Origin of the sequence: Aliikangiella coralliicola, from assembly GCF_007004725.1 — a bacterium.
GTDB lineage: Bacteria > Pseudomonadota > Gammaproteobacteria > Enterobacterales > Kangiellaceae > Aliikangiella > Aliikangiella coralliicola.
Genome location: NZ_ML660165.1, coordinates 472,107 through 498,437 on the forward strand (window position 1 = coordinate 472,107; position 26,331 = coordinate 498,437).

Below are 26,331 nucleotides of genomic sequence, written 5' to 3' on the forward strand. Positions count from 1 at the left end.
GATCAAGGTTTGGTCGATCAAGGTTTGACCAATAAAATTTCGACCAACCTTCGGGCTCGAATAACTCAAGGCCGACGAACTCACGAGACTGGCTTTAAAGTAAACTATGAATCAAATTCTCAACATCACAACGAAAGATAACCATAGTGTCTCCCGGTTAATCGAAAAACGCACTGAAGCCCACCGACATTTATTAAAAAATAAGTTACCGGAACTGGTAGAGTTAGAAAGAATTTTACTCCAGGCCAAAGATATCGTTACTGTCAGAATTAACGATTACGTTGAACACGAAGATTTAAAACTCCCAATCTATACGATAGAACTCGGCAATTTCCAACCAGCACAGCCAAGGCTACTTATTGTCGGCGGAGTGCATGGTATTGAACGTATTGGTAGTCGAGTTGTCATTGCACTACTCAGTACCTGGATACAACGCATGGGTTGGGAAAAAAGCCTGCAGCACTGCTTAGAGAATATGTCGATTACTTTTGTACCAATCGTCAATCCGAAAGGGATGCTTCAAAACACTCGCTCCAACGGAAATCATGTGGATCTTATGCGCAATGCGCCAATAGATGCCGAAGGAAAAGTCCCATTTTTGATCGGCGGGCAAAGAATTAGTAAACATATTTCCTGGTTTCGTGGCAGTGAAGGCTCACTGGAAAAAGAGAATCAAATCTTAGAAGAAGTTGTCAATCGACTGTGCCAGGATTCTCCGCTAGTTATTTCTCTCGATTGTCACTCCGGCTTTGGTTTTCGTGATCGCGTCTGGTTTCCTTACGCTTATCGTCGTCGGCCAATGAAGGGAATTGCTCCAATCATGGCGCTAAAACTTTTGTGGGATAGCGGCTACCCAAATCACCAATACATTTTTGAACCACAGTCAAATCACTACCTGACCCATGGCGATTTTTGGGATTACTGTTATAAAAAATTTAGCCTGCCGCCAGATAACCACAACTTTATTCCACTAACTCTCGAAATGGGTTCCTGGAACTGGGTTAAGAAAAAACCATCGCAATTACTTTCGATGGAAGGACTATTTAATCCTATGGCGCATCATCGACAGCAAAGAACACTAAGGCGTCATCTGCCTCTGCTAGATTTTTTACGCCATGCAACTTTTAGTTATTCAAACTGGTTTCCAGAAAAAGATCAGTTTAATCAGTTAAGGCAAATGGCAAATAGTTTGTGGTACCGGGAGAATTAATGCGCTTTATTTTGTTAAGAGGTCTCGGTCGTGATCAGTTGCACTGGACACCACTGTTAAATGCTATGAAAAAAAATTTTCCCGGTGCAAGTATCGAAACCCCTGATCTACCTGGCGCAGGTATTCTATTTAAAGAAAATAGTCCGCTAAAAATCCAGCAATATATTCCATTTCTGGAAAAACAACTTGACGCTAATGACGAGCCTGCCACTCTAATAGGCTTATCGCTTGGTGGTATGATTGCATTAAAGTGGGCTGAAAAAAGTCCTGAAAAATTTAATCAGTTAATACTGATTAACTCAAGTAGCCGACTCAACTTTTTTTACCAAAGACTAAAAGTTTTCAATGCGATTCGTTATCCCGGCGTTATTGCGCTCAATAAGAAAACCAAAGAAACCGCCACCTATAAACTCACTTGTAATACCAGGCCTGTTGACGAAGAAACCATAGAACGCTGGACAAAAATTCAACAACAACATCCAGTAAAAGCTATCAACCAACTTCGTCAATTAATTGCTGCGCTTTGCTATTCATTGCCTCCTGAAAATCAACTCCCACCAGTTCATATTCTCTATTCAAAAGCAGATCGTCTGGTTAGTCCCCAGTGTAGTCGAAAGCTCGTTCAATATTATGGCGCGACATCGGATAGCCATGACTGGGGTGGCCACGACCTGTCAGAAGACGTGCCGGAATGGGTGGCTCAAAAACTAGCAGAACTGCTCAAAGCAAAAATAAAAACGAATGTTGATTAAATGAAATTCAACTATGTGAAATCGCGAGTCCTAATCAACCAGGACTCGCGTAAAGCAGACAACATATTATCTAGCGAAAGGTTACTGAGCCACCATGTAGCCATAACCAACCACCGGATACCTGCCGTTTTCAACGGTAGAACTTGAAACCTCAATATAAACAATCTTATCAATCATACCTGATGCGTCATAAACCGGTAACATCAGTTTTCTGTGGCCATTATTAATCTCTCCAGCGTCATAACAATAAGGTCCATAGTAAGCGTCATTTATTGCGGCATAGTTATGGCCATTGGTGCCTGAATCGTAAATATGAGAATTATAGTAACTCATGAGCGCCGGCCATTCGCTATGTTGATTTACCAACATTGTATGCGCGACAAAAGCGGAGTGAACCGAAAGGTTATTATAGCCTTCATAAAGGCCACTATAGTTACCCGGTGTCTGATTATTCGCGCCAACAGTGTAATTAAGCAAACCATAGGTAGGATTATCGTCCCAACGAAATGGAAGTGCCAATGGTGTGCTATGTAGCGGTTCGCCCAGACTAAAGTCATTACTTCCTACACTCGCGTCCTGCGATCCAAAAGCATTATAGTGACTGGCCAATTTGGTATAGTGCAAATAACCGGTCTTTGATGAAATATAAGCAGCGCTCCTTAAGTCAGTCATCTGCTGACCGCTGGATAAATCGGTAATAGAGATCAAACGAAAAGCGTTGTTATAATTATATTTCCACACTATTTTTTGCCCACCGACAGTAACGCTCAGAAAGTCATCAAAAAAAATGTAGCTTCCGCTTTTGGTCGTTAAGCTACCAGTAGTTGGTCGATAAATTTCACCAGGTGCACATGCCTGATATCTTGCATTATTCCAATTGACTAAACCGTTTGCAGGATTAACATTAACAGGATAGCTTCCGTTGCTACTGAGATACTTATAGTCTACTAACTGGTTTTGATAAGCTTTCCCTGCGGGGTTTCGCCATTTGGCATAATCAGTGCCGTACTTGCTTATCAGGTTGTTCTTTAAATTAGTATGCTCCAAGTTTTCAATAGGTCCCCCCTCGATATAACTCGGATTATATAGCCACCTTTGTCCCGTCGGTTCGGCGAGCGAACCAGTCGTGTTTGCATTAATGTCAATGGATTTGACTATCACACTACCAGGTCCGGTAAACTCATATTCACCAATAATCATATGGGTGCTGCCATTTTGGTCCTTAAAAGAGCCAGAATAAACCATATGATTTGATGGCATCGGATCAGCCACCACACTAGAGCCAAAAAGAAACAGATTTGTCAGCCCGATAGCTAAAGTCGTTGATATTTTTTTTACACTAACCTGAGGAAAGGATAGTGTCTCCTTAAAATTAATTTTCAGTCGTTTCATTGATATACTCTCTGTCATCAATTACCTATGTAAGAGAGCGAAAAATAAACTTTTTTTAGGTGCAATCGGTATTAAAATTAGGACTAAAAATATTAAAAATGGAGCCCCTTCTAAAAACTAGAGGAGATTTAGGCACTTGCAGAAGATGCAAAGCCAGGCAGGATCACTAAAATTGATAAACAACGCCTAACCGAATATTTCTTCCCTCCCACTGGTTATCATAATCAAGATCACCGCCAAATGGTTGGCTAAAAATTTCTGCATCTAACAGGTTGGTAGATTTTAAGTAAAACTTAGCGTTAGTGGATAATTCTGTTGACAGATATAAGTCGAGCTTATACCACTCATCAGCATTGTTGATGTTTCTAATTTCAACGGGAACACCTGTTTGGTAATCGGGCGGAACATCTCTTTTAGAAAAATAGGATAAGTTGATCCCAAAAGCAGTCTCATCCAACTGATAGCTGGCCGCAATTGATACCGAAAAATCACTTAAATAGACTAAATCAACTTCACCAGTATCAATGGCTTCCCCAAGAAACAAGTCTGAATCTACCCTGCCAATTTCTTCCGTAAAATCAAAAAGGTAGGTTAAATTCAAATTAAGACTCAATTGTTCGCTGGGTATAAATCTTGAGCTGAACTCAAGCCCAGATAACCTTCTTTTGTCAGCATTAATTGCATACTCATCATCAACAACGCGATCATCAGGATCATTCACGGGCCTCTCTGGATTCGGCGTAACACAGTCATCAAGAAAATCTTCTTCACCATTTTGGATCGTGCACACTAAGAGATCTTTTATAAAATCCTGGTAATCACTGATAAAGTAAGTCAGGTTGGCGTCGCCTCGGTCAAACTTGCGGCCTATTTGTAATTCGAATGTTGTCATGTGCTCAGGTTGCAAGTCAAAATTGAATGAGCGAACATCAAGATATTCGCGATAAGACGGAATGCGATAAGCTGTTCCGACCATAGCTTTACCGTACCAGTTTTCGAAATCACCAGTTAGCGCAACCCGGTAATTAAGCTCATTGTCAAAATCGGAAAGGACATCTTTTCTGACACCATAAGTCAAAATCAATTCGTCAGTGAGCTCCCAGATATCCTGGAAATAGAGACCAATATCACTTCGATGAACGCTATCCCTGGCCAAATTCAGTGTGCGCGTATTAGTAAGTAGATTATTCAAAGAGGCATTTTCGGTAAAATCAGCCTGATAGGACACGCCTAAATTGATTATGTGCTGTCCCTTTTGCCAGGATAAATTGGTTTCCAAACCATTTAACAGAATTTTAAAATCTTCTTCAGTTCTAAGCGTTGTGTTTCCCAAGTTATCAAACCGGAAGCTCTCTCTGATAAACCGGTAATCAGAGTAATAACCATGGATATCAATTTTTGTAGAGTCCATGATTTGTTTTCGGTACTTCAAAGAAAAGTAGTCAGGGTTTCTATTGCCAAATTGGTTAGAATTTTGATCTCGATAAGTCCAGGGATGTTGGTAGTTTTGCAGGTTAAGTATCGCGGTCCAGTTATCATCTTGATATTTCAAGAACAGTTGTTCATTGTTAGCCCGTTGATCGTGATCAAAGGTTGAGCCGTCTCTATTACGCGAAGGCTGCCACCCCTTAGTATCATAGTAATCAACAAAACCTGAAAAATTATTTTTTGCAGCATTCACTGATAGCCCGATAGTATTATCATTACCAATATAAGCCTGAACCTCATTGCTATCGCTACGTGTGATAACGCTGATCACACCAGCGAAGCCATTGGCCCCATATAACACAGAGCCGGGGCCGCTGATAATTTCGACGCGCTCAACATTTTGCAAGGGAATCTGTTCGTCGATTAGAAACTGTCCGTAATAAGGGTCACGAATAGGGACACCGTCAATCAATAGTAGAATTTTACTATTGTAACGGGATTGAACTCCTCGCATAAAAATAAGTGTATGTCCGTTTCTCGCCTCATCGAGCTGAACGCCGGGAACATTACCCAACAAATCTCTCAGCGTAAGATAGCCAAATTTTTCGATATCATTTCGAGTAAACACACGCACCACGCCTGGTGCCTTCTGGATTAACTGAGATTGCTTTGAAGAGACGATAACTCTCATCTCTAAAAGATCTTCTAAAGAGAGATCAAATAGTGCATTCTGGTTGTTGGAGTCATCTTCATAGTCCTCTCCATTTTCAACTGCTCCTGCCTCACCAAGCCCCAAAATTATCACTAAAGCCATAAAACAAATCAATCGACTATGATGCTGAAGCGAATGCAAGAAACCACTCCCATTAGGATATCTTTTTGAGATAGATTAATGGAAGTCTAGTCAAAAAAATGGCAACTGTCAGGTAAGTTGTTTTTCTGAACAAGCACAACAATGCCTAAATGAGCGAACGACTGAGTCATTGAAATATTGAGCCATATTATGCTGTTACTTCATCGATTAAGCGGTCAATTGATTAATTCAGGTCCGATAATTTGCAACAGAAGATAAAATGAGTGCCCTACTGCTGAAATATAACGAGAGTATGTCGTAACGACAGCTTCGGTATGTCGAAAAAATATTTTCTATTTTCCACAGAGCAGGTTATTATTCAGCCGTTTTTTGATGTAGACAAGAAGTAAAGAATGAACAAGTGAAGGACTACTGCTTTTAATTCTCGGATTTAAGTTCTTGATTTTGGGTTCCGAGTTTAAACTCACAAATTAAGGAATTACGTGATCGTGTTTTTATTACCCTTTGCTGGGTAAGTACCTTCCTTCTAAGTTATCTTTCTTAAACCTATCTAGTATTTTTTTAAATCTGATGGAATTATTTCTTGTGTCTATCGTCAGAATAATTGAAGCCAAACAGCGATAGAAAAGTTTATTAACAATTAACAAAATAAGCGAGATAAAAGTGGTTTGGACTGATTTATGGAGTAGTAGCAATTTTAAAGGGGCTTTATTATGGGTTTAAAAGTACGTAGCGAAGATTTTAAAGATAAACATTTCCAGCGCTCATCGCGCTTTCAATTAATCAACAATAAGTGGTTCTTCAAGACACGTGAAGACGAAGCATTAGGACCATACAATTCGCTCGAAGAAGCAGAGTATGGTGTTCAGGTTTATATCAGCTTGATGCAACTGGATATTGCCAGTTAGCTTCACCACTGAATCATTAAGGCGCCAACAATACAGTTATCCACACTCGTTGGCGTTTTTATCAATATCACGAAAACCAAATTCCATTATTCGAATTGATTTTATTAGCTCAACTTCATATACAGGAAGATAATAAATATCTATTCTTTTAGTATCGATTCCTTTGGTTTCCATCCTGGTGCACGAAAAATGTAACCCGCAAACTCACCCAGAGAGTTTGCATTACGCAGATCTCGATACATTCGCATCCATTCGTAAAATTGAACGGTGATAGGATTTTTTGAGGTCATTGGTGTTGTTAAACCATAAGTAGGCAGTTTTTCTTCCTTAGCGAAAGTACCAAAAAGTCTATCCCAGATAATTAATATACCACCGTAATTAGTATCGATATATTCCTTGTCTGAACCGTGATGAACACGATGATGAGACGGCGTATTAAACAACCATTCGAGAGGTCCTAGCTTGCCGATCATTTCATTATGGATCCAGAATTGGTAAGCCTGAATAATAATTTCCGCAGCAAAAATAAACATGGGATGAAACCCAAGTAACAACAAGGGAATATGAAAAATCGCAGAAATTAACGGATCAAACAAGCTAAACCGAAATGCCGTCGCAGTATTCATCACATTCGAACTATGATGAACCGAATGCGCCGCCCAAAATAAACGAATTTTATGCAAGCAGAAATGTTCGACGTAGTATGTGAAATCAGCCATTAGTAATACTAGAAAGAAGCTCATCGCATTCACGGGCATCTTCCAGGGAATATAGTCGTATAGCGTAAAGTAACCGTAAACAGCCGTTGCAAATACAACAACCTCGCCAAAGTAAAAAGGTATTTGGGTAAAAATACTGGAAAGCGTTTCTAGAAAACGATCTCCGGTAAAACGCTTGGAAACCGCGTCATCTAAAAGTTCGATTAATAAGAAAAGCAAGGCGAAAACCAAAACCCAGTCATAAATATCTATGGATATGTATTCGAAATATTCAGTAATCGTTTTAATATTTGACTGACTGCTCAGATAATCAAAAAAATTGTCCACAAAGCTCACCATGATTTAAGTTTATTATCGGTTAATCGCTAGATAGGCGCGCTGAGAAAGCACCTGGAATTGCGCATTGACTTCATAAACTTCGAAGTCGACTTCATATTTTAATGCTAGCTCACCAGGATTTTGCCAGCTTTCAAGAACGGAATTGCGACTAACATAATTTCCCTGCGGGAGCGAAATGGATGCAAATCCGGTGGCATTCTCCCCCTCATCACCTACCTCAAACCCTAGCGTCAGTTCAACACTTTGCTGCTCTTCGTCATATTGAGAGTAGACCAGGTAGATGCTTCTTTTACCATTTTCAGCCGGAAACCAATCATGCAATTTCGTCGCATAAAGTTCTGCCCACAAACTCTCCATTTGCATCGGAATATCCCGATTCAGGTATAAGTTTTTTCGAATTCCTAAAACTTTTGTCGTTGATAAAAATCGAACATTTTCTGATGAAGCTTCATTAGTGTGAGTCGATACTCTGCCTGTTAGCTTGTCAGAAGAATTAACCTGCTCCGCTTCACTTTCAGAATACGAAAAACTCTCTGGTTCAGGCCAATACGCCCTGACCAACATGCCCATGAAAGCAAACATAAAAAGTACTAGAAGAATATAGGCAGTTCGCAATATCAAGTTATGCCGTGGTAATGTCATTATCGTCTCCACTCATAGCAACAATAGTCAAACCCTGTTTGCTTTTGCTCATCATCATTCCTCATCACCATTTAATACGCCATCAAGATTTCTATCTAGCGCCATTTGCCTTCCCATTCCTGGCACCTGACAAGTAAAGGTTAAACTATTACTTTCTTGAGAAATTAAAGCGCTTAACTCAGTTAAGGTCATGGACTCATCATCTTTTCGATCGGTTAAAAAGTTTTGATTTTCCGAATCAAATAAAAAACCTCTTCTTTCCCCGTCAATCACACCCTGAACGATTAAGTCGCATTCTGTTACAACGCCTCCAAGAATCTTTGAGGTAAAAGGCGTACTCGCGCGCGTTTGCAAAAGTTCAACTCGCTCCATCATCGCTAAAGTATAGTCGAATGTTAACGTCATTTGCTGACCGACGATCGGGGCTAAATCGGAATCAAACTCCATCATAAAGTCGACTAATCCTTGCCTCGTAGTATCATCCGGGATGCCCACTACTCCCTCATTGAAATCACAACCATGGGAACTCGATAATCCTTCAGGGCAAGGTGCCTCGCCATTATCAAACACGCCACCTTTTAAGAAATTAGCGAGCTGGTCGGTTGCACCATCGTGCAAAAAACCAAAACCTCTAACCTGAGCGCCTTGATGCTGTTTTGTATGAGAAGGAAGAAATCCTTCTCGGTCAGGCAAACCGAACATGCCAACCCTCGAATACAGGTTTCGCAGTTGCGGTACTTTGAAAATTTGAATTTCACCCCCATGAGCGACCTCTCCACGAGTACCATAAAATCCTTTGGCAGGATCTAAACCATGGCAGCCTTCACAGGTTACTCCATCTTGCTCAGGACCATTAAGGTCCGAGTCTACAGCTAAACCATCAGAGCGGCGTGTACCGATAAAAAAATCTCGACCGGTGACCGCCGAATTCGACAATGAATTATCCAAACCACGAATCGGATTTGGTGGCATTTGCACACTCAAAATAAAATCAGCAAACTTATCCATATCATTTTCTAAATTAATGACGGCTTCGGACTTGTTGTCCTCACTAACACTTGCTGGTAAATCAATATCCAGTCCCAACAGTCCTTCAAATGCGACAATAAAATTCTTGAATGATGTTCGTTCGTCTAACTGCTGCTCGATATCGTTTCCGAAATAACCGACGGAACGATCACCGCGCCAATGCATGTGACCATGAGTGCTCATTCCCCTGAGCGACTGGGAGAACATTGGCCCTTTCATCGAAGCGATAGTCAAAAGCTCACCATCACCATTTAAAATATCAAGTAGCTCGCAACTCGGCTCAGTAGGACCGACAAAGTCACACCCCAAAGAAGAAAATTTAGCTGTAGGAAATGGTTGTGGATTAACCTGATTGCTGGCATCTGGGTTGCCGAGATTCCAGGCGAGCTGGTCGCTGTCACCAAATACATGACAGCTGGCACATGAAGCTTCACCATTTGACGAAGACCGGTTCGCATCATAAAGCATAAAACGGCCGGCTTTCACCTGTGCCGGTTCGGGAGTCAACATTGCTATTCGTTGCAACTCGTTGCCATTTTGCGCGTTTAAAACAACCACAGAGTTATCAAAGCGTGTGTAAACCAGTAATTGATTTTTAGTTTCATTCAATTTTAATCCGACTGGTCCACCCGGCACATTAAAATGATCAGCACCGACAGTCACAGGATCAAATTCCTCACCACGTCCGTCCCAAAGTTGCTGATCTTTTAAATCCTGCGTTTGGTAAATCGCAACTTTATTCGAACCAAGTGAAGCGACATATAGCCTTTCCCCATCTTTAGTTATTGCTAACTGGGTCGGTGTTGCCACAGTGTGCTGTTTTATTGCTTCACTTTCTTTGAGAGTTGAATAATCAATATGTCGGTTCAGAGGTCTTGCGCTAACTTGACCACTTTGGGTTTCGATAATGGTGATTCTGGCTGGCGCAATATTTCCCTGAACAGTTGTTCCTCCTGTTATACCGGGACCTTCAAAACGGGTTGCATTATTAGAATTGGTATTAGTGACATAGAGCTCTCCACTTTTCGGATTGACTGTCATATTAAACAGCGTTGTTCCAACATTAGAATAAGCGCTGGTTTGTTGCAGGCTCTCTGAATTGATGGCAAAAACATCCAGATCCGGCAAAGTAAAACGAATACCATTACTAAAATTCCGCCCCATCGAATCTCGCCATTCACCGCTATCAGAATCGAATTTAACGATCATAGAAGTCCATGGTTGATACACGCCATCACTATTAACTCCAGGCGCAGCTCGTCCGCCAGGCAAGTCGCCATTTGCAAGTCCTGCAGGAGAACGAATACCATCCATCACTTTACAAGGCTGACTGCCAAGATCGTCGTCGGTAAAACCATAGCAGAGCACAGATTCATGCACCGCGCTGGTTTGGTTACCAGAATGAAATACCGCAGCATAAACCGTTGACTGGTCCGGGGTTACCGCCAGAGCTCTGGGCGTATCGCCAAACAATTCGATGATCTTTAAAGGAGTGCCGCCAACCGCCGCGCCAGGCTCATCGGCATCAAAAACCCAAATATCAGCCCGACCTATTCCTGGTTCATGCAATAACGGATCTCCTGCGCCTTCCACACCTGCCAAAGAAGAATGAGTCCTGTGTTGTCCTCGATGCGCGGTGGTGATAAAAGCGCGATTTTTCGCAAACACAATATCTCGAGGCTCATCACCGACTAATAGCGTACGAGCGACATAAGGGATAACCTGATCAATCCTCACAATACTGACAGAATCAGAAACATGGTTGGTAACCCAAACTTCTCGCTCGTCTTTTACCGAAACTGCAACCGGTTCAATACCAACTGGAACCGAGTGTTGCAACACTAATTGCTCCTGCTCGTTATAGGTAAATATATCCAGCGAGTGATTCGGCGTGTTGGTAACAAAAACCCTATGCCCATCTAAAGATTTTGCCACAGGCCTGACAGGACCAGACTCGAAAGTAACAAAGGTATTTTTTGCAGGTTCCACAATCACCGGAGTGGGTACAGTTGTGTTTTTTTGTGATGTCCGGCTACATGCAATCACTAGTAGACCACAAAACAATACTAAGACAATACGGCGCATATTGAATTCTCTTTTGGTTTATTTAGTGAAAAGATTATTGATTGAAATTTAAAAAAAGCTTTGCCTGATTTGATTCGGAATATGCGTCAGGCGTTGAGTCAAATAATCGGGACGCAAGAAATTGCCTGAAATCGACTAGTATATTTTCCATAGAAACTAGTTTTCCTCCTTGAGCAATTCTGGAATGCATCCCTCGCTGGACTCTTTCGCAAATCAACTTATCTTCCTCAAGGAAATCTTGAGTGAGTTGATCCTGGTTGACCTCACCTTTAGAGACAAAATAGTTAGATAGCCCTCCCTGGCTCACGACACTGCTCAATGGACCTTTTGGCAAAATTTGTAGCCAGTCAAAAGATCCGTAAGTAAGAATTCCGACAAAAGATGGTGGCAATGAAATAAGCAAGTAATGGTTGTAGACCTCTGGAGAATCTCCGGTTATCCATTTCATTAGTCGACTTCGGTCATCGCGAAGTTTTCCACCGCTCAAACTCGATTCGGAACTACCTGCTACATAATAAGTATCTTTACTCGGACTTTGTTTTTCTAAAGTCTCCTTATGAACTTTAAACAGATGATAACTTTCAATCGCATTTTCAAACGCTAGCTTCCAGTTTGCTTCCCAACTTTCAGAGTTGCCCTGGTAACAGTTGAGTAATTTTTGCGGTTCAAATACATCAACAAAATTTTGTAAACAACCAGTTCGGTTTATCAAAGGCTCAGGCTCATCACCAAGATTAATAAAGAGAAGGCCCATCCAACTGTCCAGATGAAATCTGGGCAAACAGTGTTTTTCTTTTTCAACATGAATATCCCCGGCAAAGGGAACACCTTTTAATTTGCCAGAATCGTCATAAGTCCACGCATGATAAGGACAAACAATATTCTTTTTAATATTGCCATATCCTTCATCGAGTAAGGGTGTCCCCCGATGGCGACAAATATTGGAAAGCGCTCTAAGTTGTCCGTCCTGGCCGCGAATCACAGCGATGGCTTCTCCGGCAATATCCAAGGCCAGATAATCCCCTTCGTTGGACAACTGTTGTTCGTGACAGACGAATATCCATTCTCGATGAAAAATATACTCCGCTTCAGCCTGATACACCGAAGGATCATGGTAGACAGCGAAAGGCAGCGCTACTGCGTCCTCAATTGGTGCTGATGCTAATTTCTGATATTCCTGAAAGAGCAAATGCTCATTTGTATTTTTTACCAATTGCCGACCCTCATCACTTAATGACCCTCAAGTTTCCATCACCGCATTTATGAGACACAAGTGTATCGTAACTCAATTTACTCTATGATACAATAATGTCTCATAAATATTTTAAACAAGTGAGAAGTTAATGAGCACGCAAGACGCTCGTTCCGTGCGCTCCAGGCAGGCATTGCTAGACGCAGGTATTGAATTGTTATTGCGAAATCCCGCAGCGACACTCAGTGAAATAGCTGCGCACGCTAATGTTGGTAGAGCGACTCTGTATCGGCAATTCGAGTCTAAAGAGCAACTTATTCAAGAGCTGGCGATAGAATCACTCGAGATGACAAGCGCGGTTATTGCGCCTGTCAAAAATCGTAAGCTCAGCGCTAAAGCAACGCTAGAAGAGATTTTTAAAGCAGTTATGCCATTAGCAGACAAGTATCACTTTTTACTATCCATCTGGAATATTGCCGAAAAAGACGACGAAGTTATCGCTATTTATAATCAACAATTAACAGAACTTGCGTCATTGATCGAACGTGGCAAAAAGGAAGGCACTATCAACAAAAACCTGGACACTAGCTGGATTGTTTGTGTGATTGATAGTTTGATTTATTCAGGGTGGTGGATGATGGGGAATACTGGTATGTCGGCGGCGAATGCCTCGGCCCATTCAATCGAGACGCTATTTGCCGGTATTAGTAAATAATACCGATTTCCCGGCGATTTTGCGAAAAAGCCAGGAAAATCAATAGACTTACCTTCCGTTGTTGGTGCTTGTGCCCGAGCTGGCTCCCCTTCTCACATAGTTTGTTACATTGTGATGTAGACCTCACGATCACCCTATTTTATATTCTACGCTGTCAGAAAAAATACAAAAACGACTTAGCTGCTAACAGGGCTTGTTTAGCTTTTGTAAACCGCAATTGCTGAGTGCATTTTTTGCCCAGCGAGTGATGCGGCATCCCGATAAAAGATGAGTAATGTGGTCTCTCTGCTTATCTCGCCTTTTAATCCGGTCGAGCGAAAATACGAACCGTCCCTGAACCAACAAAACTGTTTTTTCATAAATAAATTCAATTACTTAACTAGCGAAGAATAGGAAATGCCATGAAGATAATACCAACGGTCAAAAAATCACTGGGCATCGTTGTGCTCGGCTGGTTATCGATTAGCGCGATAGCCAAAAATGTTGATGTCGATATTCCCTACCAAAAGTATGTACTGGATAACGGCTTACGCGTCATTGTTCATGAAGATCGCAAAGCGCCGATTGTTGCTGTGAGTGTCTGGTACAACGTGGGTAGCAAAGACGAACCTAAGGGTCGCACCGGGTTTGCCCATCTTTTTGAACACCTCATGTTTAATGGCTCTGAAAACTACAACGATGAATATTTCAAACCTTTCCATCAAGTTGGTGCAACCGGCATGAATGGAACAACCTGGTTTGACCGCACCAATTATTTCCAGAACGTGCCAACACCAGCTTTAGAAATGGCTTTATGGATGGAGTCTGATCGAATGGGTCATTTATTAGGCGCTATTGACCAGGCAAAACTTGACGAGCAACGTGGCGTTGTCCAGAACGAAAAACGTCAGGGCGACAACCAGCCTTACGGTAAGTCAGAATATCGAATTCTGGAAGGGCTTTACCCTGCCGGCCATCCCTATCGCCACAGCACAATTGGTTCTATGGACGACTTAAATGCAGCCTCTCTCGACGACGTAAAAACCTGGTTTAAAGATTATTATGGCGCAGCCAATGCAGTCGTTGTTCTTGCTGGTGATATCAGTCCTGAAAAAGGCCGAGAATTAGTCAATAAATATTTTGGCGATATTCCAGCTGGACCTGAAGTTACCCGCATGAACGCCTGGATCCCGACTCGTCAACACAACACTCTCGAAGAAATGTACGAGAGAGTACCACAAGCTAGAATCATGAAAGTCTGGGCACTACCCGGCAGAAACGAAAAAGAAACTGCACTACTTAACCTGGCAGCAAGAATTCTTGGCAGCGGAAAAAATTCTCGTCTGTATCAAGAGTTGGTTTATAAAAATCAGCTAGCCAGTAACGTTAGCGTTGATGTTGAAGAGCACTTACTAACAAGTAAATTTACCGTTGATGTAACTTTGAAGCCTGGTGCTGATCGACAAAAAGCAGAAGCTATCATGAATCGCGTTTTAGCCGATTTTAAAAAGAAAGCCCCCTCAAAAGACGAGTTATTAAGAGCTCAAACTGGAATTAAAGCAGCCACAATTCGCGGCTTGGAACAAGTCGGCGGATTCAATGGTAAAGCCAGTATTCTGGCCAGAGGTGAGCTATATGCCAACGATCCAGGTTTCTTCAAAAAACGTCTTGGATGGATCGCAGATGCAACCACAAAAAGTATTCAAAAAGTTAGTAATAAATGGTTAGCTGACGGATTTTATCAACTAGCGGTACTTCCATACCCAGAATACAAAGTCGCCAAATCAACCGTTGATAGAAGCAAAGGTTTGCCACAAATTGGTGACCTGCCACAACTTAAGTTTCCTACTGTTCAACGTGCAAAATTAAAAAATGGTATTGAAGTTGTCTTAGCGGAAAGTAACGCGACGCCAGTTGTTAATGTCACTTTGCAATTTGATGCAGGATATGCAGCCGACTCCAGTGGCTTTAAACTGGGTACTGCGAGCTACACCATGTCAATGTTAGACGAAGGAACCGATGATAAGAATGCATTGGAAATTAGCGCAGAAGCGGAAAAATTAGGTGCCAATATTTATACCTCTTCTAACCTTGATATGTCGTCAGTAAACCTATCAGCACTAAAATCTAATTTAAAAGATTCAGTTGAACTATTTGCAGAAATCGTTCGCGAACCAGCCTTTAAACAAGGCGAAATTGATCGTTTACGCGGCCGCTGGATCGCTGGAATCAAACAGGAAAAAGTTCAGCCAGTTAACATCGCTCTGCGTAACCTGCCCCCTCTTATCTATGGTGACAAACACGCTTATGGTATCCCTTTAACGGGTTCAGGTACTGAAGAATCAATTCAATCTCTCACCAGAGAAGATTTACAAAAGTTCTACAAAACCTGGTTACGCCCTGACAACGCGAAACTGTTTGTTGTTGGCGATACAAAAATGGATGAAATTCTACCTATCTTGAACCGAGAATTAGGCAGCTGGAAGGCGCCAAAAGCGGCATTACCGACTAAAAACATATCGGATGTATTGGTTGCAGAAAAACGCGTTATCGTCATCGATAAGCCAGGCGCTCCGCAATCTTTAATTCTCGCCGGAGAACTTGCGCCAGCAACGGGTGTTGATAATAACATTGCAATTCAGGCGATGAACGACATCATCGGCGGGCAATTTACATCGCGTGTTAATATGAACCTTCGTGAAGATAAACACTGGGCATATGGCGCTTATACATTTATGTTTGATGCCAGAGGCCAACGTCCGTTTATGGTGTACGCACCAGTGCAAACAGACAAAACCGGCGCGTCAGTCAAAGAGCTTGTAAGAGAACTTAGTGAATTTAACGGCGATAAACCGGCGACTCAGGATGAAATGTTTAAGACCATTAAAAATAACGTTAACAGCTTGCCAGGCGCTTATGAAACAAGCGGCGCAGTTATGCAAAGTCTGCTTGCCAATGATCGTTTTAATCGCCCAGATGACTATGTCGCGAAGTTAACTGACAAATATAACAATCTTAAGTTGCCAGAAATTAAAGCTGCAGCAAAGCAAGTTATCAACCCAGATAAACTCACCTGGATGATAGTTGGCGATAAAAAGGAAATTGTTAAGCAGTTAAAAGATATGGAACTTGGAGAAATGATATTTATGGATGCAGATGGAAATGTTCTTAAATAGTCAATCTCAACTGTAAGTTCTTAGTAACTCAAACAAAAAAGGCGCGCTACTAAACGCGCCTTTTTTGTTGCATTTTTTCTCACATAGACGGATGGAGAAAACCAGTATTCAAATATATAAGCAATCAAATTGCCGGTTAAATAAATTTATCTTTATCGGTTTATACTCAAACTGACATGTTCGAATTCTAGTTGTTATGAAATCTGATAGTTATCGAGACAGCAGCTCATTAATCTATATCGAACATCTAATGATGACAGATTAATAGGCACCTGTTATCTTAAAGCAGACATTGAATACAGGCGCCTAATCAAATACTCTGGACACCTCTAATTTGTTTTGGCGTTATGTTTAAGGAATCCTCTGTGGGATGTTTCGTTTATTTAAAGAAAATCAATAGCTATCCTAAGAGCTCAGTCAGCGGGAAAGCGGGCCTTGATATTGCTTCCTATGTTGAAGTGAAAATGGGCGCATCTAATGGAGAGCTATTGAGTAGGTTGATTTATTTTCAGAGTAATGGTGTTTGCTTTAAAAGTGACAGAAGCTCTGATTTTAATGCCGTTGAGATTGATGATTTTGAAACCAATCTTTCCTTAGATGATTTTATAGGATTGACAAAAAACGAATTTGAAGCACTTTGGAATAATGTTGAGTATAAGAGCACATAACAAGCTATAGGAAGAACGACGAAAAAATATGTGCGCGCCAATTTGGTTTTTCTGGACTTCCGCAATTGGCCGTTTTGCGACTCTGTAAGAAAACCTCTGCTTTAACTGAGTTAGCTACAGGTCAAGTCTCAATCATCGAAGTCAGATAAACTTGTTTTATATTCTTACTTAATTTCCTTTTTTAAGCGACATAACTAAATTATTTGAGATGCCGGGGGGTTCATTTACGCCTGGTAAAAGAATCTCCAGTAGATGGGGACTGAATCAATGAAATTGGTACCAAAATAATTGACTCCCCCCATGGTTAAAAGCCTCTCGAAAAAGAGACTGTCGATTATTCCCTGTCCTTAGTAATCATTTCCATCAATCCAACTAGCGCTGCAAACAATACAGCACCAACCGGCCAGACGATCCATGTCACATCCCATCTCATAGTCCAGAAACTCCAACCTAGATAAATAGCGATTAACAGTGGCCAATAAAAACCAGCAAGTGCTTCGATTTTTTTGTTCTCTTCTTTATTACGAGGGTGATAGTCACCTTCTTTGATAAGAAGACTGTAGGCATTATATTCCGCTGACGCTGGGACGATAATATACAAACCGGTCGCTATCATAAAAAACATGACGCATAGCATCTTTAAAATTAAGTCACTAGTGCCTTCATTTATAGCTACATACATAAACGGCACTATGCTTAAAATAAACAGGCCAATGCTTATGGATAATTTTTTGTGATAGCTTGGCGTAATTTGTTGCAGCTTCTCTTTAAAGATGCTTCTTACCCCATATTCTAGTTCGAAATCGTCTTTTTCGATTGAGTATATCTCGTTCGAAAATTGACCCGTTCTAACAAAAAAGCTAACAGCCAACGCAACCATAACTAACATAGTAATAATTCCTGATACTGTGGCAGTCTTTGAATCAAGATTCATCTGTTCAGTTTGAGCCATTGAAAGCATAAAAAGCAGTGGGACTACTGAACATACGCATAAAAGAACACCTTTGACAGTGATACGACTTATTTGGTCTTTTATCTCCACATATCGGTTAGCCTGGTTCAAGTTAACGCTATTGACCTCAGGCTCGATTTCGCCGTCAATTGATTGAATGGTTTCAATATCGTCTTTTAACAGGTAGTCAGTTGTTACCCCAAAAATCTCCGCCATATTAATGATTTTATTTATATCAGGAATGCTATTGGCGCTTTCCCACTTGGAAACCGACTGTCTAGAAACCCCCATTTTCTCGGCAAGATCTTCCTGAGACCACCCAAATTGTTTTCTTAATTTGATAATTTTATCTGCAAGTATCATTTACTTAATTCCTCTGTCTGAAGTTGTACTCAGAATAGAAAAATGGGCAGTTGCACACTACCAAGTAGAAGCTGAATTTTGTCAACCAATGGTTGCAATTTAGATTATTTATGTAAAATGCACAATAAAAACCGCATTATTTCAAAGTGTTAGGGAAAATTTCACATAAGAGACCTCATCGGAGCGCGAAAATACCAGAGAGACAGATTGAGCTTACCCAGGCACCTAGTAAATAAAAACCAGACAGGCATCGATTGGTCAATTTCTGACATAGATACGAGACATTCACTGCTATCTAAGAGGCAGGTACCTGTTAGGTTTCGAGCCCTCCGTAGAATGGGCCCATCTTCAAGAAAGTGAATATTTGAAGCGATATATTTACTTTTCAAAATTACCAATAAGCCTATATAGTATGGACTACGAAGGGTGAAGGGATTGAAACTTCATTTTAAGTACTTAGCAAGACGCGGTTTTCGAAAATTTACACTGCGTTTCAATTTCCAAAACGCTGAGCGTTATTAGTATAAGGAGTCGGCAACTTTGAAATGGATTGGACCATTGTTTACAAATTCGGGAGGATGGTCTGCTTATGTCTCTTTCGAAAATGGATCTTGGTTTATCGATAAGGATAATCCCGTAAAAATTGGTGATGGAAGATCAGCCATGCTGTTATTGCCTATGATGGAAAAAGGGTATGGCAAGAACTATGAACATCAAATAAATATCCTCAAGACAGGACTTCGCGACACTGGCCTAAGTGAAGATATTGCTTGTTCGTTTCCATTTCACGTTCCGGTAGTATATTCGTTTGACCGAGCAATGATAAGATGGACTGAAATGGCTGCTGATTGGGTTCAGTATCTCCACCTTAATCAAGAACTAGCACAAAAATTATATGACCATTGCCAAGATAATAAATTCAGTCAAAAGACCAGGCACAAAGTTCTTAAAGTAGTTAATTCGTGGGCTAATGAAAATGAATTATCCTTATCCTGCTAAATCTAGTAACCTAACATTGAAGAATAATGCACGATTCGCGCGTCTCTATTGAGTGTTCTACGTAGAAAACTAACTATGTCAAATAATTTTCCAAACATACCTAATGTTAGATTTGTACTCTTTGAAAGAAAGGACTATCCAGAGTTTGTATCAAAGAATAAAAATATAGACGAAAGTGCAATGCCTATCATTGCGGTATCTAGCGATCAACATATATGGTGTAAAAGAAACGGTAAATGGTTTAGGCTCGAAGAGTGTGTAAGAGATGACGGATGGGAATTTGTTCAAATCCGCGCAGTAGACTCTCCACTGTCTTTTATAATGCCATTAGGTATAGAAGATATGTACAATCTAAAGTTTGGTGATGAGTTTAATTTTGAAGCATAGTTTTGCCAAAAGTAGAACAAGTGCTTGGTGATGCGACCTTCGTTTCACTCAGGGCACACAAGTAAGTGTTGCTGAACTTCCACAATTGGCCCGATTGAGACCAAACTACTAGTGTTCTGCAATGCCCGCTTTTGAGAGAAAGCAGTTCTTAATATCAAATCAAATCCAGACTTGATTCGAAACTCATAAGTTCAAATCTCAACTTTCTCAACTTACCCTTGAATTTCTCTCATCCTATCCCCACCTTAAATAACACCACAATAAAACTTGATCATCATCAATGAAACGCAATCAACTACTGATACTACTATCTCTTATCAGTGCATTTATGATGAGCTTTCAATATTATGCGCCGATTCAGTCGACTGTTCGGCAAATGATTTCGTTTGTAGTAAAAACGACAGCTGAAGATTCATTCACGAAGACGAGCAAAAACTCGGAGTTCGATTATTCAGCACTAGCCAAACTAAACAGCGATCACTTGAGTGGTGCTTCAAAACACAGCGCCAATAACACTCACACAATCACCCAATACTTAAACAATAGTTATCTGAGCATAACACCAATAACCTCTCCACAAAAATTACAAGATTACGCAGCCAAACTTCAAAAAATAATGCGCAACCAGCAAAACATCTATCACGCAATCAAAACTATTCATCTCGCCTTTATCTATCCTAAGCAACTCTTTTCTAAAGAACACAACGTCCTTTCTTTTTTTTGAGAAAGTTAATTTTCTCAGAACACATTATTCATTTGAACATCTCCAAATAGTAGTGTCCTAAACCAACCCGAGCAGCTTATTTGAATTAGCATTCAAATTTAGGTGCATGGTTTGGTAAATGCCCGTTTTCCAAAAGCACTATTTCGATGTCAACACAATTAATTGAAGAAAAGAGTTTGCTATGAAAAAGAAAACGATATATACACTTGCCATTATAACCAGTGCGATTTTAATTATTAGCTTTAGCATGCCTGTAGAAACGGCAATACGCCAATTAGGTAATATTCTGATATCTCTGCTCAACCCTGTCGAAAAAATTCCTGCGTCGCAAATCGAATTTTTAAGAGAAATACTCAACTTATATCTACCATGGCTAATTTTTGCAGGCGTCGTTTTTTTATTTTCCAAGTTGTTACGTCGCGCCAGAAAGAGAAAAGCAGGCATCGTCATTTTGGCGTCACTCATTCAAATGTTTCTACCCGATCCTTTTGTGGAAAGAACGATTAAAATGGAACATATACAAACCAGAAAATCAGAGGAGAAAGATGAGGGCGAGCAGGAGAAAAATAATTTATCTAAATAGATCGAACTTCAATTTTTAACCGCGTTTAACGGGGATAGGAATTGTAAATTTCATAGACAGAATATAACGACAAAGCAGCTACCAAAACTTCCACCATGGTTTTGTGCTCGACTTTTCCGTCTTGGAGATATTTTGCTTCAGCTCCAGAATGTTCCCTGCGAATTGCTCAATAGTCCCATGTTCATCAGAAGAATCGATGACATCGGTCTCATGATCCCAAAAGAAAACACACGGGTCTGACTCTTCCAGATCAATCACGTAATAATCGCCACACCCGGAAATACCGATACAAAAATAATTGCCTTCAGCTAACTTATCAATATTATTAATCTGCTCGTTGGCCTGTATAATTGCGGGTAAATTATCCAACAACTCAAAACTGGCTGTGTCTCCTGTATTTCTAAGAATATCAGGATAGTTTTCCATAAAAGTTAAATACGCCTCAGGTAAATCAGGTTCTAGCTCTAATAACTTCGCTCTTTCCATAACAGACATCACCTTCAATAGATAACTAAAGCAAGCAAAAGAATATCTTCAATAATCTTAGCAAAACTTTAGTTAACAAGCGTTGATCTCAATCACATTGGGTCTGACTATTTCCACGTATTCACATTATCTGCGTCGTGAAAATCATCTCTTTGAGGATTAACTACACAAAACCTGTGGCCCGTCGGCGCCTCCATAACGACCCACCGCTCTAACTTTTCAATCACCTTGGCGCCAACGCCTTCCAGCCGGCTAACTTCCGCCGGTATATTATCGGTTTCAATATCGATATGAACTCGACTTTCATGCGCTACTTTCTGAACCAAAATATGTGGTTGGTCTTTTGGCACTTTTAAGTGTGAATACTTGGAAGACCAGTCTTCATCTGAACGCACACATTCCAATCCCAGTGCTTGCTCCCAGAAAATATTAGCCTCTTCAATATCATCAACCTTGCTATCTAAAACCAATGCTGCTAATCGACTTTTATGCATACTGTCTCCTTAATTGATTGTCACCTTAACTGATCGTCACCTTGACTGATTAATGTTTGCTCTTGTATAACTAACTCACTTTAGCACGCGTTTTAAAACAACGATCCCAAAAAGAATTGACGAAACCAAAGTTAACTTTTCCCAAGATGTGATGCGATGAATGGTACGCAGGATAATTTCCCACTTGATTAAGAATGCTGTTGGACATACTTAAACGAAAGTTCGAATGTAAAAGTATCGTGAACATCATTCCCAGAACATGTAACACCAGGGCCACACCTAAACTGAGAGAAAATAAACTCATAAAAACGGGCGCACTCATTCCAATGAAAAGTGCTTCGACCGGATGAACGCTGTAGGCACTCCAGGGCGTTACTCTTACCGACCTGTGATGAACGCCATGTACTTTTAAAAAAGGTTTGGTGTGTAATAGACGGTGAACAAAATAGGAATAAGTTTCATAGAAAAGAACAAATATGATGATTTGGCTAATGAGACTTAAAAATGATGACGGCCAGACAAGATCAAATAATTCGCGAGTGATCAGACTACATGCTGCAAAAATGATGCAAGCGGTAATACCGAATTTAAATTCCATCTTTTTTTGTTCAGATTTCAACTCACGCTCATCAATATAACTTCCCCATTGATACTTGGTAACTAATTTGCCAATTCCAACATCTAAAATAAAAGCAGTCGACACGAATACAGCGATATTGACTGCAACAGACATTACTAAAGCAATTGACCAATCGGCTTCAATCCAGAATTGAAAAAGCCAATTAATCATGAAGTTTCGCTCCTTTAAAAATCTTATCGACCAGTTTTTTCTCTGCCCGAACAGCCATTCCTACCAAAGGCAAAGCATCCGTCTCATATTGAAGAACCGTTTCTCGATTGGCGGCATCATGTCCTGTTTTAAACATATCTTCAATATAAATAGCGCTACTCACATCACGGCTATTTGCTCGCTGAAGAAATGTAGACAAGCGAGCCCGCGTAGATTTCAAAACAACGATGGGTTGAATACACAAGGAAGAATATTGCCTGTCAGAAGCGTCTTTATATTCACCACCAATGATATCGTTGGTATCACCTATAACCCCTGAGGTCAAAAAGGCGACCACATTTAGCTTCTGCCAAGAAGCTAAATCGTCAGCAACGGCAATCGCAAACTTCGTTGAAAATTCCATGCTTCCCCTTTTCTCTCAACAAAAAATCAACTCAACTCCAACAGTGCAATAAGTTTATAAGGCTTCTGTTATATTTTCTTAATTTTATAGCTATCCGAATGATCTTCTATACTATACCCTAACTTTGTCAACTGCTCTCTCAATTGATCAGATAAGTGCCAATCTTTATTTTGACGTGCCTGGAAACGCGCCTCTGCTATTCGCTCAATTTCGACAGGAATACGCTCAGCCATCTGACTGAAACTTGCTAGTTGCAATCCAAATACCTGATCAAAATGCAGCAATGTCGCTTTTTTAGCAGCAGGAGATAACTGACTATTGAGCATTTCCCACATTAACGCAAGGGCTTGTGGGATATTAAGATCTTGATTGACAAGAGACTCAAACCGACTCATATAATGTTCGTCTGCAGTTCCCGTTTCACCAAAGGATACGAATAATTTCCTCAGGCGCTTTAACGCGTTCTCTGCGCCCTGCAGAGATTCCCAGGTAAAATTTAACCGACTTCGATAATGCGCCGAGAGTGTTAAGTATCGATAACTTAATGGGTCATAACCTTTTTTTACTAATTCAGATAAGGTTATCGACTTTCCTGACTTCGCCACTTTTTCGTTATCGATCTGCAAGAAATAGCCGTGCATCCAGATATTGGCCATTCGCGTTTTATTCTTTGCTTGTGACTGTGCAATTTCGTTGCTGTGATGGACTGGAATATGATCCTCTCCGCCAACATGGATATCGAACAGCTCACCCAGGTATTTTTCTGCCATTGCCGAGCACTCAATATGCCAGCCGGGAAATCCTTTTCCCCAAGGGCTTTCCCACTCCATCTGCCGCGCGGTCTTACCGCTGAATTTCCACAATGCAAAATCGGTTATATTGAGTTTATCTGCAATATCAATTCTAGCCCCCGCTTTAAGTCCTTTCACATCAAGCCGCGCCAAGTGACCATAATCTTCTAACTTCGAGGTATCAAAATAAATTCCATCATTGGTCTTATAGGAAAACCCCTTTTCCTCTATTACTTTAATAAATTCAATCTGCTCACTAATGTGCTCCGTCGCTCGGCATACAATCGTTGGTATCTGAATATTCAGCTGATGCATATCCTCGAAAAAATGCGCTTCATATTTTTTGGCAATTTCCCACGCCGATAAATTTTGAAGACGCGCACCTTTTTCCATTTTGTCTTCACCAGTATCGCCATCGGAAACTAAATGCCCAACATCAGTGATGTTCATAACATGTTTCACAGAATACCCATTGAACGACAGAACTCGCTTAAGCGTATCGACAAACAGATAGGTTCTCAGGTTACCGATATGCGCGTAGTCATAAACCGTCGGCCCACATGAATAAAGGCCAACCTCTGAAAGATTGACAGGGTCAAAAGACACAACCTCTCGACGATAGGTATCAAATAAATTAAGTTCCATCATATTCTCCCGTTTTTAACTTTTTAAAATATCTTCTGAGCTTTCACAAAAGCACCGATAGCTAAATCCAGGCATAAAAAAAGGCCACAGATTTAATCGGCGGCCTTTTGTTGAATATTGACTATTTACAATATCGTTCACACGAAAACATGCCGCAACTCATCGCGACAACAGCATGTGTTTTGAATAAATAGTTTAGTTTTTAGATAAATCATTTTTATCGTTTCCGTTTTCATGGTTTGAGAATATACCAATATCTACCAATAGTTCAAGCTTTAAAATAATATTGCTATCTCGACGAAATTTACACTGTGAATGTCCTCTTTTTACTACTTTTAGTCTCACAATTACTACCGATAAAAAGCTGAAAATCGCTATCTTGTTATCGATTGCCAAGGCAATCAAATGATGGCAGCCACCCAAAATAAACAACATCGTTAATCAGGTTGCCAATTGCCAGTAAGTGAAAATTTGTTAAGAGGAAGAATGAATGATTAAAAAAAAGTTGATGCGTAGTTTGCTCGCAGTGTGCGCAATAGGGTCAGCACAATTCAGTTGGGCTGAAGATCTAACTGGTAAATATTTTGTCAATGCGGCGGCTCACACAACAGAGCTCAACGGGCAAATCCATAACTACCTGTCGCTAGGCTATTACCACTTTACCTCGCCGACAGAACTAACTTATACCTACTATGCTTTCGTGCCTAGTAACAACCGTAATGGCCTTCAGACCAGTTACAAACATCCCAATATGACGATGGATTACAATACCCATTTAAGTGGTCAATGTAAGCCAAAGCAAGAAATATGGCATGGGCCTAAGGGAAATTTGAATATTCCATATATCTCCGATAAACGAGGTGATATTCGAATTCCACAGTATGATGAAAAAAGGGTTTACCCAGGCCAGTCTTATAACTATGACGGTAATAACCTAACGGTCACTATCGGTAACGTAAAATACTCATGGACCTTAAAAGACTCGTATAGAGGGCGATGGGGAATCGACGGAACAGTCACTAATGCGACCACTGGTGGAAAGCAAATTGGCGAACACTTCTATAAAAAGACAGTGGCCCACGGCTATCTTTCTGAAGATATTACTGCTGCCCCAACACTCAATTGGCAAAACCATTTAGTTCAGGGACATCAAGGTAACAGCGCTAGCGGTTACAGCGGTGCTAAGATTTCTAACCTTGACGATGACTATGCAACGGAATGGTTGAACTATACAGCCACTGAAGCCAAATTTCATCCGAGGGTGTTTCAAAATAGCGACAGCACTTTAGTACCGGCGCAACCGAATGTATTCGGCTATACCTACTTCCAACAAAATCAGGATTATTATATTCAGACCTCATATGTTCTGAATCATGAACCAAGCCTGCCAACATTGGTGTACGAAAATGAAGGCCACATCTACTGGGATCGAGTAAGAAATACAATACCTAGCACACTAAGAGATTGTTGGGACTGGGCCGACACCCAAGTTACTCAAGGACACGCGTCTATGTTATTAGGCGCTTGGGACGGTTCTAAAGTGACTAATTGGGTCCGCATTGAAGCAGCGCGTAGTGGAGATTATCCTTACCTGGCGATCAGTTATCTTGATGCTAATCCGTAACTGGAAATAATGATTCAAAATCAATAATTGATAAAAGCAAAA

General features: G+C 40.7%; 23 protein-coding genes. 11 read left to right on the forward strand and 12 right to left on the reverse strand.

What is annotated here, in order from left to right; translation table 11 throughout:
* The first annotated feature begins 106 nt into the window (after positions 1-106).
* Both FLL46_RS15200 and FLL46_RS15205 read left to right on the forward strand, forming a co-directional pair.
* The gene (locus tag FLL46_RS15200) at positions 107-1,210 is read left to right on the forward strand and encodes a DUF2817 domain-containing protein (RefSeq protein WP_142932177.1); all 1,104 of its coding nucleotides are present in this window, start codon (positions 107-109) and stop codon (positions 1,208-1,210) included.
* Positions 1,210-1,962: an alpha/beta fold hydrolase gene (locus FLL46_RS15205; RefSeq protein ID WP_142932178.1), complete on the forward strand. Its 753-nt coding sequence runs from the start codon at positions 1,210-1,212 to the stop codon at positions 1,960-1,962. The genes FLL46_RS15200 and FLL46_RS15205 overlap by 1 nt, the downstream gene beginning before the upstream one ends.
* A gap of 81 nt (positions 1,963-2,043) precedes the next feature.
* Here the strand turns inward: FLL46_RS15205 and FLL46_RS15210 are convergent, their stop codons facing one another.
* Positions 2,044-3,354, reverse strand: a complete 1,311-nt coding sequence (locus FLL46_RS15210; RefSeq protein WP_142932179.1) for a hypothetical protein — start codon at positions 3,352-3,354, stop codon at positions 2,044-2,046.
* A gap of 166 nt (positions 3,355-3,520) precedes the next feature.
* Positions 3,521-5,596, reverse strand: coding sequence for a TonB-dependent receptor plug domain-containing protein (locus tag FLL46_RS15215; RefSeq protein WP_142932180.1), 2,076 nt, complete (start codon positions 5,594-5,596; stop codon positions 3,521-3,523).
* Positions 5,597-6,309: 713 nt separating this feature from the next.
* Here FLL46_RS15215 and FLL46_RS15220 point away from each other — a divergent pair.
* On the forward strand, positions 6,310-6,504 hold the full coding sequence (locus tag FLL46_RS15220; RefSeq protein ID WP_142932181.1) for a DUF6316 family protein: 195 nt from the start codon (positions 6,310-6,312) through the stop codon (positions 6,502-6,504).
* Between the two features lie 140 nt (positions 6,505-6,644).
* Here FLL46_RS15220 and FLL46_RS15225 read toward each other — a convergent pair whose 3' ends face one another.
* The 4 genes from FLL46_RS15225 to FLL46_RS15240 are packed head-to-tail and all read right to left on the reverse strand — an operon-like array spanning position 6,645 to position 12,531.
* Positions 6,645-7,550 (reverse strand): sterol desaturase family protein, encoded by a 906-nt coding sequence (locus tag FLL46_RS15225; protein WP_246119327.1) that lies wholly within the window; start codon positions 7,548-7,550, stop codon positions 6,645-6,647.
* Between the two features lie 24 nt (positions 7,551-7,574).
* A complete protein-coding gene (locus FLL46_RS15230; RefSeq protein WP_142932183.1) occupies positions 7,575-8,204 on the reverse strand; it encodes a GyrI-like domain-containing protein in 630 nt (209 codons plus the stop codon).
* Between the two features lie 54 nt (positions 8,205-8,258).
* A complete protein-coding gene (locus FLL46_RS15235; protein WP_210418716.1) occupies positions 8,259-11,318 on the reverse strand; it encodes a YncE family protein in 3,060 nt (1,019 codons plus the stop codon).
* Positions 11,319-11,352: 34 nt separating this feature from the next.
* On the reverse strand, positions 11,353-12,531 hold the full coding sequence (locus FLL46_RS15240; protein WP_142932184.1) for an aromatic ring-hydroxylating oxygenase subunit alpha: 1,179 nt from the start codon (positions 12,529-12,531) through the stop codon (positions 11,353-11,355).
* Between the two features lie 130 nt (positions 12,532-12,661).
* On the opposite strand from FLL46_RS15240, the gene FLL46_RS15245 reads away from it, so the two are divergent.
* From FLL46_RS15245 to FLL46_RS15255, 3 genes are all read left to right on the forward strand, one after another.
* Positions 12,662-13,225: a TetR/AcrR family transcriptional regulator gene (locus FLL46_RS15245; RefSeq protein WP_142932185.1), complete on the forward strand. Its 564-nt coding sequence runs from the start codon at positions 12,662-12,664 to the stop codon at positions 13,223-13,225.
* Between the two features lie 401 nt (positions 13,226-13,626).
* Positions 13,627-16,380 (forward strand): M16 family metallopeptidase, encoded by a 2,754-nt coding sequence (locus FLL46_RS15250; protein ID WP_142932186.1) that lies wholly within the window; start codon positions 13,627-13,629, stop codon positions 16,378-16,380.
* Between the two features lie 365 nt (positions 16,381-16,745).
* The gene (locus FLL46_RS15255) at positions 16,746-17,048 is read left to right on the forward strand and encodes a hypothetical protein (protein ID WP_142932187.1); all 303 of its coding nucleotides are present in this window, start codon (positions 16,746-16,748) and stop codon (positions 17,046-17,048) included.
* A 334-nt stretch (positions 17,049-17,382) separates the two neighbouring features.
* On the opposite strand, the gene FLL46_RS15260 is transcribed toward FLL46_RS15255, so the two are convergent.
* Positions 17,383-18,363, reverse strand: coding sequence for a helix-turn-helix domain-containing protein (locus tag FLL46_RS15260; protein ID WP_142932188.1), 981 nt, complete (start codon positions 18,361-18,363; stop codon positions 17,383-17,385).
* Between the two features lie 540 nt (positions 18,364-18,903).
* Here FLL46_RS15260 and FLL46_RS15265 point away from each other — a divergent pair.
* From FLL46_RS15265 to FLL46_RS15280, 4 genes are all read left to right on the forward strand, one after another.
* On the forward strand, positions 18,904-19,362 hold the full coding sequence (locus tag FLL46_RS15265) for a hypothetical protein (RefSeq protein ID WP_142932189.1): 459 nt from the start codon (positions 18,904-18,906) through the stop codon (positions 19,360-19,362).
* A 75-nt stretch (positions 19,363-19,437) separates the two neighbouring features.
* On the forward strand, positions 19,438-19,749 hold the full coding sequence (locus FLL46_RS15270; protein ID WP_142932190.1) for a hypothetical protein: 312 nt from the start codon (positions 19,438-19,440) through the stop codon (positions 19,747-19,749).
* Positions 19,750-20,029: 280 nt separating this feature from the next.
* Complete coding sequence (locus FLL46_RS15275) at positions 20,030-20,473, forward strand: hypothetical protein (protein WP_142932191.1); 444 nt, start codon at positions 20,030-20,032, stop codon at positions 20,471-20,473.
* Positions 20,474-20,654: 181 nt separating this feature from the next.
* On the forward strand, positions 20,655-21,056 hold the full coding sequence (locus FLL46_RS15280; protein ID WP_142932192.1) for a hypothetical protein: 402 nt from the start codon (positions 20,655-20,657) through the stop codon (positions 21,054-21,056).
* Positions 21,057-21,134: 78 nt separating this feature from the next.
* Here FLL46_RS15280 and FLL46_RS15285 read toward each other — a convergent pair whose 3' ends face one another.
* The 5 genes from FLL46_RS15285 to cysS form a co-directional block, all read right to left on the reverse strand.
* Complete coding sequence (locus tag FLL46_RS15285) at positions 21,135-21,542, reverse strand: SMI1/KNR4 family protein (protein WP_168204182.1); 408 nt, start codon at positions 21,540-21,542, stop codon at positions 21,135-21,137.
* 107 nt (positions 21,543-21,649) lie between these two features.
* Positions 21,650-22,036 carry a VOC family protein gene (locus FLL46_RS15290; protein WP_142932194.1) on the reverse strand — a complete coding sequence of 129 codons (387 nt, stop codon included), beginning with the start codon at positions 22,034-22,036 and terminating at the stop codon, positions 21,650-21,652.
* A gap of 70 nt (positions 22,037-22,106) precedes the next feature.
* The gene (locus FLL46_RS15295; RefSeq protein ID WP_142932195.1) at positions 22,107-22,826 is read right to left on the reverse strand and encodes a sterol desaturase family protein; all 720 of its coding nucleotides are present in this window, start codon (positions 22,824-22,826) and stop codon (positions 22,107-22,109) included.
* Entirely contained in the window at positions 22,819-23,229 is a 411-nt protein-coding gene (locus FLL46_RS15300; RefSeq protein ID WP_142932196.1) for a DUF2000 family protein, read from the reverse strand. The genes FLL46_RS15295 and FLL46_RS15300 overlap by 8 nt, the downstream gene beginning before the upstream one ends.
* A 68-nt stretch (positions 23,230-23,297) precedes the next feature.
* Positions 23,298-24,668 carry a cysteine--tRNA ligase gene (gene cysS / locus FLL46_RS15305; RefSeq protein WP_142932197.1) on the reverse strand — a complete coding sequence of 457 codons (1,371 nt, stop codon included), beginning with the start codon at positions 24,666-24,668 and terminating at the stop codon, positions 23,298-23,300.
* Positions 24,669-25,155: 487 nt separating this feature from the next.
* Between cysS and FLL46_RS15310 the strand changes: the two genes are divergently transcribed.
* Positions 25,156-26,289: a hypothetical protein gene (locus tag FLL46_RS15310; protein ID WP_142932198.1), complete on the forward strand. Its 1,134-nt coding sequence runs from the start codon at positions 25,156-25,158 to the stop codon at positions 26,287-26,289.
* The last annotated feature ends 42 nt before the right edge of the window (positions 26,290-26,331 follow it).

What these genes read in the sequence shown, in the direction of transcription:
- FLL46_RS15200 (WP_142932177.1), top strand. Translation starts at nt 107, where the DNA reads ATGAATCAAATTCTCAACATCACAACGAAAGATAACCATAGTGTCTCC.
- FLL46_RS15205 (WP_142932178.1), top strand. Translation starts at nt 1,210, where the DNA reads ATGCGCTTTATTTTGTTAAGAGGTCTCGGTCGTGATCAGTTGCACTGG.
- FLL46_RS15210 (WP_142932179.1), bottom strand. Translation starts at nt 3,354, where the DNA reads ATGAAACGACTGAAAATTAATTTTAAGGAGACACTATCCTTTCCTCAG.
- FLL46_RS15215 (WP_142932180.1), bottom strand. Translation starts at nt 5,596, where the DNA reads ATGGCTTTAGTGATAATTTTGGGGCTTGGTGAGGCAGGAGCAGTTGAA.
- FLL46_RS15220 (WP_142932181.1), top strand. Translation starts at nt 6,310, where the DNA reads ATGGGTTTAAAAGTACGTAGCGAAGATTTTAAAGATAAACATTTCCAG.
- FLL46_RS15230 (WP_142932183.1), bottom strand. Translation starts at nt 8,204, where the DNA reads ATGACATTACCACGGCATAACTTGATATTGCGAACTGCCTATATTCTT.
- FLL46_RS15235 (WP_210418716.1), bottom strand. Translation starts at nt 11,318, where the DNA reads ATGCGCCGTATTGTCTTAGTATTGTTTTGTGGTCTACTAGTGATTGCA.
- FLL46_RS15245 (WP_142932185.1), top strand. Translation starts at nt 12,662, where the DNA reads ATGAGCACGCAAGACGCTCGTTCCGTGCGCTCCAGGCAGGCATTGCTA.
- FLL46_RS15250 (WP_142932186.1), top strand. Translation starts at nt 13,627, where the DNA reads ATGAAGATAATACCAACGGTCAAAAAATCACTGGGCATCGTTGTGCTC.
- FLL46_RS15260 (WP_142932188.1), bottom strand. Translation starts at nt 18,363, where the DNA reads ATGATACTTGCAGATAAAATTATCAAATTAAGAAAACAATTTGGGTGG.
- FLL46_RS15270 (WP_142932190.1), top strand. Translation starts at nt 19,438, where the DNA reads ATGTCAAATAATTTTCCAAACATACCTAATGTTAGATTTGTACTCTTT.
- FLL46_RS15275 (WP_142932191.1), top strand. Translation starts at nt 20,030, where the DNA reads ATGAAACGCAATCAACTACTGATACTACTATCTCTTATCAGTGCATTT.
- FLL46_RS15280 (WP_142932192.1), top strand. Translation starts at nt 20,655, where the DNA reads ATGAAAAAGAAAACGATATATACACTTGCCATTATAACCAGTGCGATT.
- FLL46_RS15285 (WP_168204182.1), bottom strand. Translation starts at nt 21,542, where the DNA reads ATGGAAAGAGCGAAGTTATTAGAGCTAGAACCTGATTTACCTGAGGCG.
- FLL46_RS15290 (WP_142932194.1), bottom strand. Translation starts at nt 22,036, where the DNA reads ATGCATAAAAGTCGATTAGCAGCATTGGTTTTAGATAGCAAGGTTGAT.
- FLL46_RS15295 (WP_142932195.1), bottom strand. Translation starts at nt 22,826, where the DNA reads ATGATTAATTGGCTTTTTCAATTCTGGATTGAAGCCGATTGGTCAATT.
- FLL46_RS15300 (WP_142932196.1), bottom strand. Translation starts at nt 23,229, where the DNA reads ATGGAATTTTCAACGAAGTTTGCGATTGCCGTTGCTGACGATTTAGCT.
- cysS (WP_142932197.1), bottom strand. Translation starts at nt 24,668, where the DNA reads ATGATGGAACTTAATTTATTTGATACCTATCGTCGAGAGGTTGTGTCT.
- FLL46_RS15310 (WP_142932198.1), top strand. Translation starts at nt 25,156, where the DNA reads ATGATTAAAAAAAAGTTGATGCGTAGTTTGCTCGCAGTGTGCGCAATA.